This is a genomic window from Microbacterium sp. CR_7, assembly GCF_041954755.1.
Classification (GTDB): domain Bacteria; phylum Actinomycetota; class Actinomycetes; order Actinomycetales; family Microbacteriaceae; genus Microbacterium.
In genome coordinates, this window is sequence record NZ_JAVAYF010000001.1 from 193,090 (window position 1) to 211,886 (window position 18,797).

The following is an 18,797-nucleotide window of genomic DNA, read 5'->3' on the forward strand; positions in this document are numbered from 1 at the left end:
CCCGATCGGCCGGGCTAGCGGGCTTCGCGCTCGGCCTCCTGCGCGCTGCGCAGCTCGGCCGTGGCGATCGCCACGTCGACCTCGGCTCGCTGCACGCGGCGCTGCAGGAACGTCGTGGCGCCGAAGCGCGCGCGCACGCGGTCGTGCCGCTCCTCCTCCGAGGTCACGATGAAGGCGCTCGCGACGAGGATCACCTGCGTCGAGAGGTTCAGCCAGATGAGCAGCGCGAGCAGCGATGCGAACGACGCGAGCAGCGGGTTGCTCGTCGCGCCGCCCACGAACAGGCTGGAGAGCTCCTGCAGCACGACGAGGCCGATGCCGCCGATGATCGCACCCGTCCAGAGCGACTTCGCCGAGGCTTTCACTCCGGAGAGGATGCGGAAGACGCCGGCGATGAGCACCGTGTCGAGCGCGAAGACGATCAGCACGGAGGCGATCCTGATGCTCCAGGTCGCGGCGGCGGAGTCGTCGGCGATCCCGAGCAGTCCGCTGATCCACGAGATGCCGATGCGGCTGACGAACGTCACGGCGGCTGCCGCGGCGAAGAGGCCGCCGACGCCGATCGCGAGCAGCAGGTTGCGCAGCATCACCCAGATGAACAGCACGTCGTCGTGCGAGGTGCCCGCGATCACCCGGATCGCCGTGCGCAGGGATCCGACGGCGGCGAGTGCCGATCCCAGCAGGGCGACGGAGGAGATGATCCCCGCGACGGACAGCGAGATGGGTTCACGGAGGTCGGACGGGTCGATCACACCGCCCTCGCCGATGAGACCGGGCACGACCGACTGCACCGCATCGATGATGGCGCGCCAGGCGTCGGGGTTCCCCGCCAGCCACAGCGCTGCGATCGAGAATCCGAGCAGGACGGCCGCGAAGACGCTGAACAGGGCGCGGTAGGTCACGCTGTCGGCCAGCATCGGGCCCCGTCGCTCGGAGTACAGGAGGAACGACCGCACGGCGCGGCGCTGCAGCGCCCACCGGATCGCGGCCGTGCTCACGCGCTGGATGAACCCCGGTCGGGCGTCGTCTGAGGCGGAGGTCGCTGAACTCGTCACGCCTTCACCCTACGAGGCGCGGCGCGGGGCTCCCAAGGGGTTGACGCGGAGGGTCACCATGACGGATGCGGCATGGGCGGTGCCCTAGAATCGGGGTCAACTCGCCGTGCCCGCTCCGGCCCGAGACCCGCCCCACGATTGGTGATCCTTGCTTTCCCCTGCCGACTCGCCCGCTCCGGAATGGCTCGTCGTCCCTGACGACGTCAACGATCTCGCGACGGCGGTCTGGCCCGCATCCGCAGCGCGTGACGGCGACGGCGTCCTGAACCTCGCCGGCATCCCCGCGACCACCCTCGCCCAGACCTACGGCACCCCGCTGCTCGTGCTCGACGAGTACGAGGTGCGCGACCGCGCGCGTACGTTCCGCTCCGCGTTCGACAGGGCGGCGGCCGAGAACGGCACCACGGCACAGGTGTACTACGCAGGCAAGGCCTTCCTCTGCACCTCGGTGGCCCGCTGGGTGGTCGACGAGGGACTACGCATAGACGTCTGCACGGGGGGAGAGCTCGAGGTCGCTCTGGCGGCGGGGGTGGCCCCGGCCTCCCTCGGATTCCACGGCAACAACAAGTCGGTGGCTGAGCTGGAGCGCGCGGTCGAGGTCGGCATCGGCACGATCATCGTCGACAGCGCGATCGAGATCGAGCGGCTCGCGGCGATCGTCGCCCGCACGGGATCGACCCAGCGCGTGCTGGTCCGCGTCATCAGCGGCGTGCACGCCGAGACACACGAGTTCCTCGCGACGGCGCACGAGGATCAGAAGTTCGGGTTCCCCCTCGCCGAGGCCGAGGAGGCCGTCGCGCGCATCCGCGAGATCGAGGGTCTCGACTTCGCGGGGCTGCACTGCCACATCGGCTCGCAGATCTTCGGGGTCGCCGGATTCCGGGAATCCGCCTCGCGCGTGCTCGAACTCCACGCGTCGTTGCTCGAGGGCGGTCCGGTTCCGCTGCTCAACCTCGGCGGAGGCTTCGGCATCGCCTACACCCGTGTCGACGACCCGACGCCCATCGAGACCCTCGCCGCCGAGATCGTGGCAGCCGTGGCCGAGGGATGCGCCGCGCGCGGCATCCCCGTGCCCGCCCTGTCTTTCGAGCCGGGTCGCGCGATCGTCGGCACCGCCGGCGTCACCCTCTACGAGGTCGGCACCACGAAGGACGTCGAGCTCGGCTCCGGCGTCGTCCGGCGCTACCTCAGCGTCGACGGCGGGATGAGCGACAACGCGCGCCCCGCGCTCTACGGCGCGCAGTTCTCGGCGCGCCTGGCATCTCGTTCCGGCATCGGCGCCCCGCAGCTCAGCCGCGTGGTGGGCAAGCACTGCGAATCCGGCGACATCGTCGTCGACCACGAGTACCTGCCGGCAGACGTCGCACCGGGCGACCTCCTGGCCGTGCCGTCCACCGGTGCCTACTGCGCGTCGCTCGCGAGCAACTACAACCACGTGCCCCGGCCGCCGATCGTCGCCGTGCGCGACGGACGGTCGACGGTCATCGTGCGCGGCGAGACCGTCGCCGACCTCCTGTCCCGCGACGCCGGGATCCCCTCGGCGGACGCCGAGCGTCCGTGACCGGCCCCGCGCCGGACTTCACGCAGAGCATCACCGATCCACCCTCCGAAGGAGAAGCAATGACGACTGAGTACCGACGACTTCGGGTGGCGCTGCTGGGCGCCGGCGCGGTCGGCTCCCAGGTCGCCGCCCTTCTGCTGCGACACGGCGACGAGCTCGCCGACCGCGCGGGCGCCGCGCTCGAGCTGGCGGGCATCGCCGTGCGCGACGTCGACGCCCCGCGCGACGTCGAACTGCCGAAGGAGCTGTTCACGACCGACGCCGAGTCGCTGGTCGTCGGCGCCGACATCGTGATCGAGCTGATCGGCGGCATCGAGCCGGCGCGCACGAGCATCCTGCAGGCGATCGGATCCGGAGCAGACGTCGTCACGGCGAACAAGGCGCTGCTCGCGACGCATGGCCCCGAGCTCTTCGAGGCGGCCGACCGCGTCGGCGCCTCGGTCTACTACGAGGCCGCAGCGGCGGGCGCCATCCCGATCATCCGCCCGCTGCGCGATTCGCTCGCCGGCGACCGCGTCGTGCGCATCATGGGCATCGTCAACGGCACGACCAACTACATCCTCGACCGCATGGAGACCGAGGGCGCCGATTTCGCTGACGTCCTCGCCGACGCGCAGCGCCTCGGATACGCCGAGGCGGACCCGACGGCAGACGTGGAGGGCTACGACGCCGCGCAGAAGGCCGCGATCCTCGCGAGTCTCGCGTTCCACACCGCCGTCCCGCTCGACGCGGTGCACCGCGAGGGCATCACCTCGATCACCGCGTCGATGATCGAGGAGGCCCGCTCCGCCGGGTTCGTCATCAAGCTGCTCGCCGTGTGCGAGCGCCTCGAGGTCGAGGGCGCCGAGTCGATCTCGGTGCGCGTGTACCCGGCGCTCGTCCCGCAGTCGCACCCGCTCGCCTCGGTGCACGGCGCGAACAACGCCGTGTTCGTCGAGGCGGAGGCGGCCGGATCGCTCATGTTCTACGGCGCGGGCGCCGGCGGCGTGCAGACGGCCTCGGCCGTGCTCGGCGACGTCGTCTCCGCTGCCCGCCGCCACATCGCCGGCGGTGTCGGCGTGGGGGAGTCGACCCGCGCGAACCTCCCGATCGTCCCGATCGGCCACGTCACCACGCGCTACCAGATCACGCTCGAGGTCTCCGACGCGCCGGGCGTGCTCGCCACTGTCGCCGGGATCCTCAGCGACGGCGGCGTCTCCGTGGCCACGGTCGTGCAGACGGTCGAGGGAGAGGCCGAGCCCACGGCCCGCCTCGTCATCGGCACCCACCGCGCGACCGAGCAGGCGCTGAGCGCGACCGTCGACGCCCTCGCCGAGAGCGCCGTGGTCGAGCGCGTGGTGTCGGTGCTGCGCGTCGAGGGCGAGTGACGGTGGGCCTCGGTCGCACCGTCGAGGTGACGGTCCCCGCGACGAGCGCGAACCTCGGCCCGGGCTTCGACACCCTCGGTCTCGCTCTCAGCATCTACGACACCCTGCTGGTGACCGAGCTGCCGACGGGCGAGCTCGAGATCGAGGTATCGGGATCCGGAGCGGAGCACATCCCCCGCGACGCGTCGAATCTCATCGTGCGCACGATCGCCCACGTCTACGCCAACGTCCGTCGAGACATGCCCGGCCTCCGCATCGTCGCCGAGAACGGCGTACCGCACGGCCGAGGCCTCGGCTCGTCCGGAGCCGCCGTGACCGCGGGCATCCTCGCGGCCAAGGGCCTGCTCGAGGGCGACGTCGACCTCGAGGACGCCGACATGCTGCGCCTCGCGACCGAGATCGAGGGACACCCCGACAACGTCGCTCCCGCCCTGTTCGGCGGCCTCACGATCGCGTGGATGGGCGAGCGGGGACCCCAGCATAAGAAGCTGCTCGTGCACCGAGGCGTCTCGCCGCTCGTGCTCGTCCCGTCGTACACGATGTCGACGTCGAAGGCCCGGTCGCTGCAGCCGCCGCAGGTGTCGACGGCGGATGCCGTGTTCAACGTGTCGCGCTCGGCGCTGCTGATCGCGGCGCTCATGCAGAGTCCCGAGCTGCTGCTCGACGCCACGGCCGATCGCCTTCACCAGGACTATCGCGCCGAGGCGATGCCCGAGACGCAGCGGCTCGTGCGGGCGCTGCGCGCCGCGGGCTTCGCCGCCGTCGTGTCCGGTGCGGGGCCGAGCGTGCTCGTGCTCGCAGACGGCCCTGGCAGTCGTCAGGATGCCGCCGAACTCGCCGCGCGGACCACCGACACCCCGTGGGAGGCGCTGCTGCTCGCGGTCGACGTGCGTGGTGGTACAGTGGGGAACCGAGCGGAGGGCTCCACGTAGTTTCGTGAATCTGGCCCCATTGCAACTCTGCAAGACCCGCACGTGAACCCCTGATGCACTGATCTTCCCAGTACGCCGTCTCTCTCGAGAGGTCGTCGCTCCGGGAGCACAGTGCTGAGGTCGGCCGGCGCCGAGCGTCAGCCCGTGCGATCGCGCGCAGCACCCGTTGCGCGTGTACCGCTCATGTCTTCGAGACCAAAGAGGGAGCACTCGTGGAGAACTTCTCCGAGACCCAGAACGACCAGGCGGCCCCGGCCGCCGACGCCCCGGCGTCCGCCGCGGCATCCGACACCGCGGCCGAGGCGCCCGCGGCGCCTGCCCGCAAGCGCGCCCCGCGTCGGGCGACCACCGCCAGCGCGGCGGCGAAGGCCGAGAAGGCCGCCGAGAGCGTAGACGCGGCACCCGCCGCTGCGTCCGCCTCCGACGCTCCTGCCTCAGACGCCCCGGTCGCCGACGCGCCGGCCGCTGACGCTGACGCCCCGAAGGTGAAGGCTCCTCGCCGCAGCCGCGCGAAGAAGGCCGACGCCGAGTCTTCGGCGGAGCCGGCTGCGGAGGCCGGCGCCGAGCAGAAGTCCGGCGACGAGAAGCCCGCACGCGAGGCGAAGCCCGCCGGCGAGGAGAAGCCCGCCGGTGAGAACGCGGCCGAGTCCGCCGATTCCGCCGAGGAGCCGAAGAAGGGCCGCGGTCGCCGCATCGCCAAGAAGCCGGCCGCCGACACCGAGGCGGCCTCGGCCGACGAGAAGCCTGCGGAGTCCGCTCCGGCCGACGCTCAGCCGTCCGGCGACTCCGGCTCCGACAACGCCGAGGGCGGCGAAGAGCAGGGCGGCCGCAGCCGTAACCGCAACCGCAGCCGCAACCGCGGACGCGGCCAGAACGGCAACGGTCAGCAGGAGCAGCAGCAGAGCGCTCCGGCCGACGACGAGCAGGGCGGCAACGGCCGCAACCGCCAGCGCAACAAGCGCCGCGGCGGAGCGCCGACCGACGAGTTCGAGACCGAGATCGGCGAGGACGACGTCCTGATCCCGATCGCCGGCATCCTCGACGTGCTCGACAACTATGCCTTCGTGCGCACCACCGGCTACCTCGCCGGCCCGAGCGACGTCTACGTCTCGCTCGGCCAGGTGAAGAAGTACAACCTGCGCAAGGGCGACGCGATCGTCGGCTCCATCAAGCAGCCGCGCGAGGGCGAGCAGCAGGGCCGCCAGAAGTACAACGCCCTGGTCAAGGTCGACTCGATCAACGGCCTGTCGGTCGACGACGCCGCCACGCGCGTCGAGTTCGGCAAGCTCACCCCGCTGTACCCGCAGGAGCGTCTGCGCCTCGAGACGGCGCCCGAGAAGCTCACGCAGCGCATCATCGACCTCGTCGCGCCGATCGGAAAGGGCCAGCGCGGTCTCATCGTCGCGCCGCCGAAGGCCGGCAAGACGATCGTGCTGCAGCAGATCGCGAACGCGATCGCGCAGAACAACCCCGAGGTGCACCTCATGGTCGTGCTCGTCGACGAGCGGCCCGAAGAGGTCACCGACATGCAGCGCTCGGTCAAGGGCGAGGTCATCGCCTCGACCTTCGACCGCCCGGCCGAAGACCACACGACGGTCGCGGAGCTCGCGATCGAGCGCGCCAAGCGCCTCGTCGAGCTGGGCCGCGACGTCGTCGTGCTGCTCGACTCGATCACCCGCCTCGGCCGTGCCTACAACCTCGCCGCCCCGGCATCCGGTCGTGTGCTGACCGGCGGTGTCGACGCGTCGGCGCTGTACCCGCCCAAGCGCTTCTTCGGCGCTGCGCGCAACATCGAGAACGGCGGATCGCTCACGATCCTCGCCACGGCACTCGTCGAGACCGGATCCAAGATGGACGAGGTCATCTTCGAGGAGTTCAAGGGCACCGGCAACAGCGAGCTGCGCCTGTCGCGTCAGCTGGCCGACAAGCGGATCTTCCCTGCGGTCGACGTCAACGCGTCGAGCACCCGCCGCGAGGAGATGCTGCTCTCGGCCGACGAGGTCAAGATCACCTGGAAGCTGCGTCGCGCCCTCGCCGGCCTCGATCAGCAGCAGGCCCTCGAGGTCGTGCTCGGCAAGCTGAAGGAGACGCACTCGAACGTGGAGTTCCTCGTGCAGATGCAGAAGTCGATCCCGACGCTGCCCGCAGGCGGCCACGGGCACGACAACAACATCCGCTGAGCGGAACCGCCGTGTTCGAGTCCGTCCAGACTCTGATCGACGAGCACCGCCGGGTGCAGGAGGAGCTCTCCGACCCGGCGGTGCACGCCGACGCCGCACGCGCCAAGCGCGTGAACCGGCGCTACGCCGAGCTGTCGCGCATTGTCGCGGCGCATGAGGCGTGGGTCGCGGCATCCGACGATCTGGAGGCCGCGCGCGAGCTCGCGCGGGAGGACGAGGCGTTCGCCGACGAGGTCCCGGTGCTCGAGCAGGGGCTGCAGGCCGCGCAGGAGAGGCTGCGTCGTCTGCTGATCCCGCGCGATCCCGACGACGCCCGCGACGTGATCATGGAGATCAAGGCGGGGGAGGGCGGCGCAGAGTCGGCGCTGTTCGCCGCCGATCTGCTGCGCATGTACATGCAGTACGCCGCGTCGAAGGGGTGGAAGACCGAGCTCCTGGAGCGCAACGAGTCCGATCTCGGCGGCTACAAGGACGTGCAGGTCGCGATCAAGGGGTCGTCGTCCGACCCCGCGCAGGGCGTGTGGGCGCACCTCAAGTACGAGGGCGGCGTGCACCGCGTGCAGCGGGTGCCGGCGACCGAGTCGCAGGGCCGCATCCACACCTCGACCACCGGCGTGCTCGTCTTCCCAGAGGTCGACGAGCCCGACGAGATCGAGATCAACCAGAACGACCTCAAGATCGACGTGTTCCGGTCGTCGGGGCCGGGCGGCCAGTCGGTGAACACGACCGACTCCGCAGTGCGCATCACGCACGTGCCGACGGGGATCGTCGTCTCCATGCAGAACGAGAAGTCGCAGCTGCAGAACCGCGAGGCCGCCATGCGCGTGCTGCGCGCGCGCCTCCTCGCCAAGCAGCAGGAGGAGCTGGACGCCGCTGCCTCCGACGCGCGCAAGTCGCAGATCCGCGGCATGGACCGCTCGGAGCGCATCCGCACCTACAACTTCCCGGAGAACCGGATCGCCGACCACCGCACGGGATTCAAGGCGTACAACCTCGACCAGGTCATGGACGGCGCGCTCGAGCCGATCATCGAGAGCGCGATCCAGGCCGACGAAGAGGCCCGGCTCGCCGCGGTGGGCTCGGAGGGCTGACCTCGCGCGCATCGGACGCTAGGCTCGGGCCGTGATCGCGTTCCTGTTCCGTGCGGTGCTGTACCTGGCGTCCGCCGCCCTCGGGCTGATCGTCGCCGACCTCCTGCTCGACGGGTTCCGCATTCAGTGGGACCGCTGGTGGGGTTTCGTGCTGTGCATCGTCGTCTTCGCGATCGTGCAGAGCATCCTCGCCCCGATTGCGAGCCGGCTCGCCCACCGCCATGCGCCAGTTCTGGTCGGCGGCATGGGGATCATCTCGACGCTGGTCGCACTCGTCGTCGTCGTGCTGCTGCCTTCGGGTGGCCTCCGCATCGTCGACGCGTCCGGATGGCTCCTCGGCGCGCTGATCGTGTGGATCATCACCGCCCTGGGCAGCGTGCTTCTGCCCCGACTCTTCCTGAAGAAGCCGGACGAGGAGCGCCGCCGCCGCTGACTCGGCGCCGGTTCAGATCGAGTACTCGGGCGCAGTGAGCAGCGCCCGCGTGTCGTCTCCGACGGTGCGGCCTCGGGGCTTCGCCGGGACGCCGACGAGGATGCTGTCGGCCGGTGCATCGCGGGTGACGACGGCGTTCGCGCCCACCACCGAGTGCGCCCCGATCGTGATCGGGCCGAGGATCTTCGCCCCCGCTCCGACGGCGACGCCGTCGCCGAGAGTCGGATGCCGCTTGCCGGAGTCGCGCGTTCGGCCGCCGAGCGTGACGCCGTGGTACAGCATGACGTCGTCGCCGATCTCGGCCGTCTCGCCGATCACGACGCCCATGCCGTGGTCGATGAAGAACCGTCGGCCGATGCGTGCTCCGGGGTGGATCTCGATGCCCGTGAGCCAGCGGGAGACCTGAGAACCGGTGCGGGCCAGCAGCCGCAGGCGCCGGCGCCACAGCGCGTGCCAGACTCGGTGCGCCCAGATCGCGTGCAGTCCGGGGTAGAGCAGTGCGACCTCAACAGAGCTCCGCGCCGCGGGGTCGCGGAGACGCGCGGCGGCGACGTCCTCGCGCAGTCGACCGATGACGTTCATCGGGCGGATCAGGCCTCGCGCAGGTGTTCGTACAGAGCGGTCGACAGGTACCGCTCCCCGAACGACGGGATGATCACGACGATCGTCTTGCCGGCCGCCTCCGGCCGCTTCGCGATCTCGAGAGCGGCCCAGATCGCGGCGCCGCTCGACATGCCGACGAGGATGCCCTCGCCGGCAGCGGTCTCGCGGGCGACGCGGATGGCGTCCTCGAAGGTCACGTCGATGACCTCGTCGAGCACCTCGCGGTCGAGGATCGGCGGCACGAAGTTCGGGCCGATGCCCTGGATCTTGTGGGGTCCGGGGTGGCCCTCGGTGAGGATGGGGGAGTCCTTGGGCTCCACGGCGACGACCTTCACACCGGGGACGCGCTCCTTGAGCACCTGGCCGACGCCCGTGATCGTTCCGCCGGTGCCGATGCCTGCCACGAAGTAGTCGACGTTCCCGTCGGTGTCGCGCAGGATCTCCTCCGCCGTGGTCTTGCGGTGGATCGCCGGGTTCGCCTCGTTCGCGAACTGCTTGGCGAGCACGGCGCCGGGGGTCTTCGCCGCGATCGCCTCCGCCTCGGCGACCGCGTGGGTCATGCCCTTGGTGGGGTCCGTGAGCACCAGCTCTGCGCCGAACGCCTTCAGCAGCATGCGGCGCTCCTTCGACATGGAGGCGGGCATCGTGAGGATCACCTTGTAGCCGCGTGCGGCGCCGACCATCGCGAGAGCGATGCCGGTGTTGCCGCTCGTCGCCTCGACGATCGTGCCGCCGGGCTTCAGCTCGCCCGATGCCTCGGCGGCGTCGACGATCGCGATGCCGAGGCGGTCCTTGACGCTCGACGCCGGGTTGTAGAACTCGAGCTTCGCGAGCACCGTGGCGTCGAGGCCCTCGGTCACCCGGTTGAGGCGGACCAGCGGGGTGTTGCCGAACGCCGTGGTGATGTCGGAGTGGATGCCGGGCATGAGAGCGCCTTCCTGTGCGGGTGACTGGGCTCCAGCCTAGGCGAGCGACCGGTGCGGGGAGGCAATGTGACGGGTGCGGCGCTCTACGCTGGAGGGCATGCCCGACACCTCTCTCGCCGCTCTCGTGCGCGCCGCCGCGGCGCGCCTCGCCGCCGCGGGCGTCCCCGATCCGCTGGTCGACGCCGAGTTGCTGGCCGGGCATGTCCTCGGTCTCCGCCGCGGGGAGGTGCAGGCGACGATCATCCGGGGCGACGCCGTCGCGGACGCGGACGCCGCGTCGCTCGACGCTCTCGTGACGCGCCGCGAGGGTCGCGAGCCGCTGCAGCACATCACCGGCACCGCTCCCTTCCGCCATCTCGAACTGGCCGTCGGTCCCGGGGTCTTCGTGCCGCGTCCGGAGACCGAGACCGTGGTGCAGTTCGCGATCGACGCGTTGCTCGCGGCCCCCGAGCCCGAGCCGATCGGCATCGATCTCGGCACGGGGTCCGGCGCGATCGCCCTCGCCATGGCCACAGAGGTGCCGCACTCGCGGATCTTCGCGACGGAGCTCTCGCCGGAGGCCTTCCCCTGGGCCCAGCGCAACACGAGCGGGGCGGCGAATCTGACGCTCGTGAACGAGGACCTGGGCGAGGCGTTCCGCGACCTCGACGGCACGGCATCCGTCGTGATCTCGAATCCGCCGTACGTGCCGGACGCCGCGGTGCCGCGCGACCCCGAGGTGCGCCTGTTCGATCCGGCCATGGCGCTGTACGGCGGGGAGGACGGCCTCGACATCGTGCGCGTGCTCAGCATCCGCGCACTCGAGCTGCTGCGACCCGGCGGTCTGCTGGTGATCGAGCACGGCGAGCTGCAGGGGGAGGAGATCCGCAGCATCCTCACCCGCGACGGATGGCGCGCGGCGGCCACCCACCGCGACCTCACGCTGCGCGACCGGGCTACCACCGCCCTGCGGCCGTGACGGCGTCGTCACGGGTCGCCCAGGCGCCCGCCGTCTAGAATCGGAAGGTCATGTCCACCATCTTCGACTGCGGCGACGAGTCCGAGCTCCTCGCCGGCATGCGTCACGCGCGCCAGGCCATCGCCAGGGGCGAGCTCATCGTGATGCCCACCGACACCGTCTACGGCGTGGCCGCCGACGCCTTCTCACCCGCGGCCGTGCAGCGGCTCCTCGATGCGAAGGGGCGGGGGCGCAACCAGCCGCCGCCCGTGCTGATCGGCTCGAAGGACACCCTGGTCGCCCTCGCAGAGTCGGTGCCGGAACCGGTCCAGCGACTCGTCGACGAGTTCTGGCCGGGCGGTCTCACGATCGTCCTGCCCGCGCAGCCGTCCCTCGTCTGGGACCTCGGGGAGACGCAGGGAACGGTCGCCGTGCGGATGCCGGAGGGCCGTGTCGCCCTCGAACTGCTGGCCGAGACGGGGCCCCTCGCCGTGTCGAGCGCGAACCTCACCGGGCGCGATGCGGCGATCTCGGCGTACGACGCCGAGCGGATGCTGGGCGACAGCGTCGCGGTCTACCTCGCCGACGGCATCAGCCGCGAGGGCATCGCCTCGACGATCGTCGACGCCACCTCGCTCGTGCCGCGCGGCATGGAACAGGCGACGGGTCGCGCGCGAATCCTGCGTCAGGGCGCCGTCAGTCGGGAGCGGCTCGAAGAGGTGCTCGGCGATCTGCTCGAGCCCGCGCCGAGCGACGAAGCGGACGGGGATTCGTGAAGCAGTACCTCTTCACGGTCCTCATCACCGCCGCGATCACGTTCGCGTTCACGTGGGTGGTCCTGAGGGTGAGCCTGCGGTTCAAGCTGTACCCCGCGATCCGCGAGCGCGACGTGCACACGACGCCGAAGCCGCGACTCGGCGGAGTCGCGATCTTCCTCGGCATCGCCGCCGCCATGGGCATCTCGGCGTTCAACCCGTTCTTCGCGACGATCTGGATGCCGCCGCAGACCATGTGGTCGGTGCTCGCCGCCGCGCTCCTCATCGCGATCATCGGCGTCGTCGACGACCTCTGGGACCTGGACTGGATGATCAAGCTCGGCGCGCAGTTCCTCGCCGCCGGGATCATCACGGTGGGTGGCGGTCTGCAGATCCTGTCCCTGCCGTTCGGCGACCTGATCGTGTTCTCGAGCTGGCTCAGCATCACGATCACGATGTTCGCGATCGTGATCGTCATGAACGCCGTCAACTTCATCGACGGTCTGGATGGCCTCGTCGCGGGCGTCTGCCTCATCGCGAACGGCGTCTTCTTCGCGTATTCGTACATCCTCACGCGTGACACCGGAGCGTCGAGCTACTTCAATCTCGCATCGTTCCTCGCTGCGGTGCTGATCGGCGCGTGCATCGGGTTCCTGCCGTTCAACTGGAGTCCGGCGAAGATCTTCATGGGCGACTCAGGTGCGCTCGTGCTCGGTCTTCTCATGGCGACCTCGGCCGTCGCGGTCACGGGTCAGCTGGAACCATCGGCGCTCGACCTCGAACGACTGGGGCGTTCGCAGCTGCTCGGTGCGTTCATCCCGATCCTCCTGCCGCTGCTGGTGGTGCTGCTGCCGCTGCTCGACTTCGGCCTCGCCGTGCTCCGACGCATGAACGCAGGTAAGAGCCCGTTCTCACCCGACCGCAAGCACCTGCACCATCGGATGCTGGATCTCGGCCACCGCGACCGCGACGCGGTCCTCATCTTCTACGCGTGGACGGCGATCATCTCCTTCGCGGTCCTTCTGATGTACGTCGGCGCTCGCGAGGACTGGCCGGGACAGTACCTCCCCGGCGTCGCCTTCGGCGTGGTGGGCATCGCGGCCTGCCTCGTCATCACCCTCATGCCCTCCCGTCGCAAGAAGCCGGCGACAGCCCCCGAGCCCGACCCGACCTCCCTGGAGTCCTGATGAGCCCGAACCCCGTGTCCAGCAACCCGATCCTGCGCAGGACCCTCGTCTGGTCCGCGGTCGCGATGGTGGCGCTCGCTGTCGTCGCGGGCCTCGTCGGCCTCGTCGTCGGCGGGGGAGAGGGGCTCGTCAGCGGACTGCTCGGCGTCGTGCTCGCGATGCTGTTCCTCGGTATCACGGCCCTCAGCATCCTCATCGCCAACCGCTGGTTCGGCGACCCGCTCTACGTGCAGTTCTTCTTCGCGATCGTGCTCGGCGGATGGCTGCTCAAGCTGGGACTGTTCGTCGTGATCATGATCGTGCTGAGCGGTCAGCCGTGGATCCACCCGATGGTGTTCTTCCTGTCGATCGTCGCCGGCGTGATCGTCTCGCTGGGCATCGACGTCGTGGTCCTGACCCGCATGCGGCTTCCGAACGTCAGCGACGCGTCGCTCCCCACCGAGGCCCCCGCCGACCGGGCCCCCGGGGTCGAGCTGCCGACCGTGGTGCCCGAGGACCGTGCCCCCGGCCGTCACCACCTCGTGCGGGACGAGAGCGCCGAGGACGGGCCTGCAGAGGACTCCCCGCGGTCTTAGGGCACCCTTTATTCTGATAGTGTTGAGTCGTGCCCGCCGCTCGCCCGCGAGCGCTTGCGCAGAAGCACACCGACCATCGTCGCCCCGGTCCGATCCGGTGCCCCGAAGCTGGAGCCCGCGCTGTTTAATCTTGCTGCGACCCTGATGCCCCGACTTGCCTCCGACGGCGAGTTCCACGGACCTTCGATCGACGAGTTCTTCCCGGAGATCCTCTTCACCGTCGCCGGGATCCCCGTGCACCGGATCCACCTGGTGCAGCTGCTCTCGGTGATCGTCGTCGTCCTGCTGCTCGTCCTCGGCACGCGCCGCATGAAGGTGGTCCCCGGCCGCTTCCAGAGCGTCGTCGAGATGGGCCTCGACTTCGTCCGCGGCGGCATCGCGCACGACCTGCTCGGCCGCAAGGACGGCAACCGGTTCCTGCCGATCCTCACAACGATCTTCTTCATGACGCTGTTCATGAACATCACGGGCATCATCCCGTTCCTGAACATCGCGGGAACGAGTATCGCGGCGGTGCCGCTGACGCTCGCCCTCGTGAGCTACGTCACCTTCATCTACGCCGGTATCAAGAAGAGCCCCGGCGGCTTCTTCAAGAACGCGCTGTTCCCCTCGGGTGTGCCGTGGCCGGTCTACTTCATCGTGACCCCGATCGAGTTCCTCTCGACGTTCATCATCCGTCCGGTCACGCTGATGCTCCGACTCCTGATGAACATGGTCGTCGGTCACATGCTGCTGGTGCTGTGCTTCGCGGCCACCCAGTTCTTCTTCTTCACCGCTGGCGGCGGCTGGGCCGCTCTCGGTATCGGAACCCTCGCCTTCGGCGGCGCCTTCACCCTCTTCGAGATCCTGGTGGCCGTCCTGCAGGCATACGTCTTCACCGTCCTCACCGCGGTCTACATCCAGCTCGCGGTCGCAGAAGAGCACTGAGCGGGTCGGCAAAACTGCCTTCCCACCCAACGAAAGGAAAAACCCGTGGACGCTACTACGGTTCTCGCTGAAATCAACGGTCACATCGCGGCGGTCGGCTACGGCCTCGCAGCCATCGGCCCGGCCATCGGTGTGGGCATCGTCGTCGGCAAGACCATCGAGGGCGTCGCCCGTCAGCCCGAGCTGGCCGGTCGCCTGCAGGTCCTCATGTGGATCGGTATCGCCTTCACCGAGGCGCTTGCATTCGTCGGCATCGCCGTCGGATTCATCCCCTTCCCGTAATCCGAACCGACTTCTGAAGGAGACAGGATGCTGAACGCTCTTGTCACGAACCTCGCGGCTGAGGGTGAGGCGGCGCACAACCCGCTGATCCCCGCGTGGTACGACATCATCTGGTCGGGCCTGTGGTTCATCGTCATCCTCGTCGTGGTGTGGAAGGTCGCTCTTCCCCGCTTCACGGCGATGCTCGACAAGCGCTCCGCTGCGATCGAGGGCAACATCGCCAAGGCCGACGAGGCTCAGAAGCAGGCCGAGGCCGCGCTCGAGGAGTACACGCGTCAGCTCGCCGAGGCTCGCACCGAGGCCGGAGAGATCCGCGAGGCCGCCCGTGAGGACGGCAAGAAGATCGTCGCAGAGGCCAAAGAGACCGCGACGGCCGAGGCCGCTCGCCTCACCGCCGCAGCGCACTCGCAGATCGAGGCCGAGCGTCAGACCGCTCTCGTCTCGCTCCGCAGCGAGGTGGGCACGCTCGCGATCGACCTCGCCGGCGGCGTGGTCGGAGAGACCCTCTCCGACGATGCGCGCGCGACGGCCGTCGTCGACCGCTTCCTCGCCGACCTCGAAGCATCCGAGAAGGCGGCTCAGTAATGGGCAGCGCGACCACTCAGGCACTCGCGGCATCCACTCAGGCGCTTGCCGCAGCGACGGACGTCACCCTCGACACGGCGCAGGAGCTGTTCGCAGCCGCCCGCGCCGTGGCCGAGTCGTCCCAGCTGAGCGGCGCGCTCGCCGACCCCGCGGCCGCGGCCGTGGCGCGACAGAACGTCGTCGCAGCGGTGTTCGGCGGGTTCTCGCAGAACACGCAGAGCGTTCTCAAGGCGGCTGTCGCCGAGCGCTGGTCGTCGGCCTCCGAGCTGACGGACGGCATCGAGGAGCTCGCCATCCGCGCCGCGGCACTCGCCGACCCCGAGGCCGACATCGAGGGGGAGCTCTTCGGCTTCACCCGCGTGGTGGCGGCCAACCCGGAGCTCGAGCTCGCGCTCGGCAGCCGGCTCGGGGGAGAGGACGCCAAGGGCTCGCTGATCGATCGTCTGCTCGCAGGCGGAGCGACCAGCGCCTCCACCGCGCTGATCGTCTCGTCGCTGGTGCGTCAGCCTCGCGAGCGTCGCGTGCGCCAGCTGCTGTCCCGCGCTATGCGCATCGTGGCCAGCCAGGGCGACCGCGTCGTCGCCACGGTCTACACCGCGAAGTCGCTCACCGAGGCTCAGCGCACCCGGCTGAGCGACGCGCTTTCGCGTCGCTACGAAGGAACCGTGGCGCTCAACGAGGTCATCGACCCCGCCGTCGTCGGAGGCCTGCGCGTGCAGATCGCCGATGACGTCATCGACGGAAGCATCTCCGCCCGTCTCGCCGATCTTCGCCAGAAGCTCGCCGGCTAACACGACTTCGCGCGGGGAACCGCGCACCCAGATACAAAGGGAAGACAATGGCAGAACTATCGATCAGCCCCGACGTCATCCGTGACGCGCTGAAGGACTTCGCCGCGGCATACGAGCCCACCGGGGCTGCGGCGACCGAGGTCGGCACCGTCATCGACGCGGCCGACGGCATCGCCCACGTCGAGGGACTGCCCGGCGTCATGGCGAATGAGCTCGTGACCTTCGCGGACGGCACCAAGGGTCTCGCGCTGAACCTCGACGAGCACGAGATCGGCGTCGTCGTCCTCGGCGACTTCACCGGCATCGAGGCGGGTCAGGAAGTCACCCGCACGGGCGAGGTCCTCTCAGTCCCCGTCGGCGACGGCTACCTCGGCCGCGTGGTCGACCCGCTCGGCAACCCGATCGACGGCCTCGGCGCGATCGCGACGGAGGGCGTCCGCGAGCTCGAGCTCCAGGCCCCCGGCGTCATGCAGCGCAAGTCGGTGCACGAGCCGATGCAGACCGGCATCAAGGCCATCGACGCCATGATCCCCGTCGGCCGCGGTCAGCGTCAGCTGATCATCGGCGACCGCCAGACGGGCAAGACGGCCATCGCGATCGACACGATCATCAACCAGAAGGCCAACTGGGAGTCGGGCGACGTCAGCAAGCAGGTCCGCTGCATCTACGTCGCGATCGGCCAGAAGGGCTCGACCATCGCTTCGGTGAAGGGCGCGCTCGAAGAGGCCGGCGCTCTGGAGTACACCACGATCGTGGCCGCTCCGGCATCCGACCCCGCCGGCTTCAAGTACCTCGCCCCCTACACCGGCTCGGCCATCGGCCAGCACTGGATGTACGGCGGCAAGCACGTCCTGATCATCTTCGACGACCTGTCGAAGCAGGCCGAGGCCTACCGCGCCGTGTCGCTGCTCCTCCGTCGTCCGCCGGGCCGCGAGGCCTACCCGGGTGACGTCTTCTACCTGCACTCGCGTCTGCTCGAGCGGTGCGCGAAGCTGTCCGACGAGCTCGGTGCCGGATCGATGACGGGTCTCCCGATCATCGAGACGAAGGCCAACGACGTGTCGGCGTACATCCCGACCAACGTGATCTCGATCACCGACGGCCAGATCTTCCTGCAGTCCGACCTCTTCAACGCCAACCAGCGTCCCGCGGTCGACGTGGGTATCTCGGTCTCGCGAGTCGGCGGTGACGCGCAGGTCAAGTCGATCAAGAAGGTCTCCGGAACGCTGAAGCTGGAGCTGGCGCAGTACCGGTCGCTCGAGGCCTTCGCGATGTTCGCCTCCGACCTCGACGCCGCCTCCCGTCGTCAGCTCTCGCGCGGTGCACGTCTGACCGAGCTGCTCAAGCAGCCGCAGTACTCGCCGTACCCCGTCGAGGAGCAGGTCGTGTCGATCTGGGCCGGAACCAACGGCAAGCTCGACTCGATCGAGGTCGAGGACGTGCTGCGGTTCGAGCGCGAGCTCCTGGACTACCTGCGTCGTAACACCTCGGTGCTCGACACTCTGCGCGAGACCAACGTCCTCGACGACGCCACGGTCGCAGAGCTCGAGAAGCAGACGGATGCCTTCATCCTGGAGTTCCAGGGCGGCAAGGGCAACGCCATCGGCGCCCCGGGCCACGAGGAGCACGCTGCGGCCGAGGCCGAGGACGTCAACCAGGAGAAGATCGTCAAGGGTCGTCGCGCGTAATCGCGTGAGGAACTGATTCATGGGCGCTCAACTCAGGGTCTACAAGCAGAAGATCTCTTCTGCTCAGACGACCAAGAAGATCACGAAGGCGATGGAACTCATCGCGGCTTCGCGCATCCAGAAGGCGATGGCACGCGTCAAGGCGTCCAGCCCCTTCGCGCGGGCCGTGACGAGGGCTGTGTCGGCCGTCGCGACGCACTCGAACGTCGACCACCCGCTCACCCGTGAGCCCGAGAACATCCGCCGCTCCGCGGTCGTGATCTTCTCGTCGGACCGCGGTCTCGCCGGAGCCTTCAACTCGCAGATCCTCCGTGAGGGTCTCGAGGTGGCCTCGCTCCTGCGGGAGCAGGGCAAGGAACCGGTGTTCTACCTCATCGGCCGCAAGGCCGTCGGGTACTTCCAGTTCCGTCGCATCGAGGCGGCTGCGGAGTGGACGGGCGACACCGACACCCCGTCGTTCCACACGGCGGAGGAGATCTCGGCCACGCTGCTCGAGGCTTTCTCGCGCGGCGCGGACGAGGGCGGCGTCGACGAGATCCACCTCGTGTACAACCGCTTCGTCAGCATGATGACGCAGACGCCGGAGTCCGTGCGTCTGCTGCCGCTGGAGATCACGGAAGCCGACGACTCGGAAGCGGGCAGCACCGTTTACCCGCTGTACGAGTTCGAGCCGGATGCCGAGACCGTTCTCGACGCGATCCTGCCGGTGTACATCCAGAGCCGCGTCTTCAACGCGCTTCTGCAGTCGTCTGCCGCCAAGCAGGCCGCGACGCAGAAGGCGATGAAGTCGGCCAGCGACAACGCCGACAAGCTCATCACCGACTACACCCGTCTGCGCAACAACGCGCGCCAGGCGGAGATCACGCAGCAGATCGCGGAGATCGTCGGCGGCGCCGACGCACTCGCCTCGAGCTAAGACCAT

The 18,797-nt window shown here is 69.5% G+C and carries 19 protein-coding genes; 16 read left to right on the plus strand and 3 right to left on the minus strand.

Going from position 1 to position 18,797, the window contains the following annotated elements:
* Positions 1 to 14: 14 nt before the first annotated feature.
* Positions 15 to 1,055 (minus strand): YihY/virulence factor BrkB family protein, encoded by a 1,041-nt coding sequence (locus tag RAC81_RS00860; protein ID WP_375080551.1) that lies wholly within the window; start codon positions 1,053 to 1,055, stop codon positions 15 to 17.
* Between the two features lie 148 nt (positions 1,056 to 1,203).
* Between RAC81_RS00860 and lysA the strand changes: the two genes are divergently transcribed.
* From lysA to RAC81_RS00890, 6 genes are all read left to right on the plus strand, one after another.
* Positions 1,204 to 2,616 (plus strand): diaminopimelate decarboxylase, encoded by a 1,413-nt coding sequence (gene lysA / locus RAC81_RS00865; RefSeq protein WP_375080552.1) that lies wholly within the window; start codon positions 1,204 to 1,206, stop codon positions 2,614 to 2,616.
* A gap of 59 nt (positions 2,617 to 2,675) precedes the next feature.
* Entirely contained in the window at positions 2,676 to 3,983 is a 1,308-nt protein-coding gene (locus tag RAC81_RS00870; RefSeq protein ID WP_375080553.1) for a homoserine dehydrogenase, read from the plus strand.
* Positions 3,980 to 4,915: a homoserine kinase gene (gene thrB / locus RAC81_RS00875; protein ID WP_375080554.1), complete on the plus strand. Its 936-nt coding sequence runs from the start codon at positions 3,980 to 3,982 to the stop codon at positions 4,913 to 4,915. Before RAC81_RS00870 ends, thrB begins: the two co-directional genes overlap by 4 nt.
* 212 nt (positions 4,916 to 5,127) lie before the next feature.
* Entirely contained in the window at positions 5,128 to 7,095 is a 1,968-nt protein-coding gene (gene rho / locus RAC81_RS00880; RefSeq protein ID WP_375080555.1) for a transcription termination factor Rho, read from the plus strand.
* An 11-nt stretch (positions 7,096 to 7,106) separates the two neighbouring features.
* Entirely contained in the window at positions 7,107 to 8,186 is a 1,080-nt protein-coding gene (prfA, locus tag RAC81_RS00885; RefSeq protein ID WP_375080556.1) for a peptide chain release factor 1, read from the plus strand.
* Between the two features lie 31 nt (positions 8,187 to 8,217).
* Positions 8,218 to 8,619, plus strand: coding sequence for a hypothetical protein (locus RAC81_RS00890; RefSeq protein ID WP_375080557.1), 402 nt, complete (start codon positions 8,218 to 8,220; stop codon positions 8,617 to 8,619).
* A 12-nt stretch (positions 8,620 to 8,631) separates the two neighbouring features.
* Here the strand turns inward: RAC81_RS00890 and epsC are convergent, their stop codons facing one another.
* Both epsC and cysK read right to left on the minus strand, forming a co-directional pair.
* Positions 8,632 to 9,201, minus strand: a complete 570-nt coding sequence (epsC, locus tag RAC81_RS00895; RefSeq protein ID WP_375080558.1) for a serine O-acetyltransferase EpsC — start codon at positions 9,199 to 9,201, stop codon at positions 8,632 to 8,634.
* Positions 9,202 to 9,209: 8 nt separating this feature from the next.
* Positions 9,210 to 10,148 (minus strand): cysteine synthase A, encoded by a 939-nt coding sequence (gene cysK / locus RAC81_RS00900; protein WP_375080559.1) that lies wholly within the window; start codon positions 10,146 to 10,148, stop codon positions 9,210 to 9,212.
* 97 nt (positions 10,149 to 10,245) lie between these two features.
* Here cysK and prmC point away from each other — a divergent pair, with 97 nt between their 5' ends.
* The 10 genes from prmC (at position 10,246) to RAC81_RS00950 (ending at position 18,791) form a co-directional block, all read left to right on the plus strand.
* Positions 10,246 to 11,106 carry a peptide chain release factor N(5)-glutamine methyltransferase gene (prmC, locus tag RAC81_RS00905; protein ID WP_375080560.1) on the plus strand — a complete coding sequence of 287 codons (861 nt, stop codon included), beginning with the start codon at positions 10,246 to 10,248 and terminating at the stop codon, positions 11,104 to 11,106.
* Between the two features lie 50 nt (positions 11,107 to 11,156).
* Positions 11,157 to 11,861, plus strand: coding sequence for an L-threonylcarbamoyladenylate synthase (locus RAC81_RS00910; RefSeq protein WP_375080561.1), 705 nt, complete (start codon positions 11,157 to 11,159; stop codon positions 11,859 to 11,861).
* Complete coding sequence (locus RAC81_RS00915) at positions 11,858 to 13,027, plus strand: glycosyltransferase family 4 protein (protein WP_375080562.1); 1,170 nt, start codon at positions 11,858 to 11,860, stop codon at positions 13,025 to 13,027. Before RAC81_RS00910 ends, RAC81_RS00915 begins: the two co-directional genes overlap by 4 nt.
* Positions 13,027 to 13,602 (plus strand): hypothetical protein, encoded by a 576-nt coding sequence (locus RAC81_RS00920; protein ID WP_375080563.1) that lies wholly within the window; start codon positions 13,027 to 13,029, stop codon positions 13,600 to 13,602. Before RAC81_RS00915 ends, RAC81_RS00920 begins: the two co-directional genes overlap by 1 nt.
* A 144-nt stretch (positions 13,603 to 13,746) precedes the next feature.
* Entirely contained in the window at positions 13,747 to 14,529 is a 783-nt protein-coding gene (atpB, locus tag RAC81_RS00925; protein WP_096714670.1) for a F0F1 ATP synthase subunit A, read from the plus strand.
* Between the two features lie 45 nt (positions 14,530 to 14,574).
* Positions 14,575 to 14,811, plus strand: coding sequence for an ATP synthase F0 subunit C (gene atpE, locus RAC81_RS00930; RefSeq protein WP_067115091.1), 237 nt, complete (start codon positions 14,575 to 14,577; stop codon positions 14,809 to 14,811).
* Between the two features lie 27 nt (positions 14,812 to 14,838).
* Positions 14,839 to 15,396 (plus strand): F0F1 ATP synthase subunit B, encoded by a 558-nt coding sequence (locus tag RAC81_RS00935; protein ID WP_375080564.1) that lies wholly within the window; start codon positions 14,839 to 14,841, stop codon positions 15,394 to 15,396.
* Positions 15,396 to 16,187: a F0F1 ATP synthase subunit delta gene (locus RAC81_RS00940; protein WP_375080565.1), complete on the plus strand. Its 792-nt coding sequence runs from the start codon at positions 15,396 to 15,398 to the stop codon at positions 16,185 to 16,187. Before RAC81_RS00935 ends, RAC81_RS00940 begins: the two co-directional genes overlap by 1 nt.
* Before the next feature lie 47 nt (positions 16,188 to 16,234).
* Entirely contained in the window at positions 16,235 to 17,875 is a 1,641-nt protein-coding gene (gene atpA / locus RAC81_RS00945) for a F0F1 ATP synthase subunit alpha (protein ID WP_375080566.1), read from the plus strand.
* 19 nt (positions 17,876 to 17,894) lie between these two features.
* Complete coding sequence (locus RAC81_RS00950; RefSeq protein WP_375080568.1) at positions 17,895 to 18,791, plus strand: F0F1 ATP synthase subunit gamma; 897 nt, start codon at positions 17,895 to 17,897, stop codon at positions 18,789 to 18,791.
* Positions 18,792 to 18,797 lie beyond the last annotated feature (6 nt).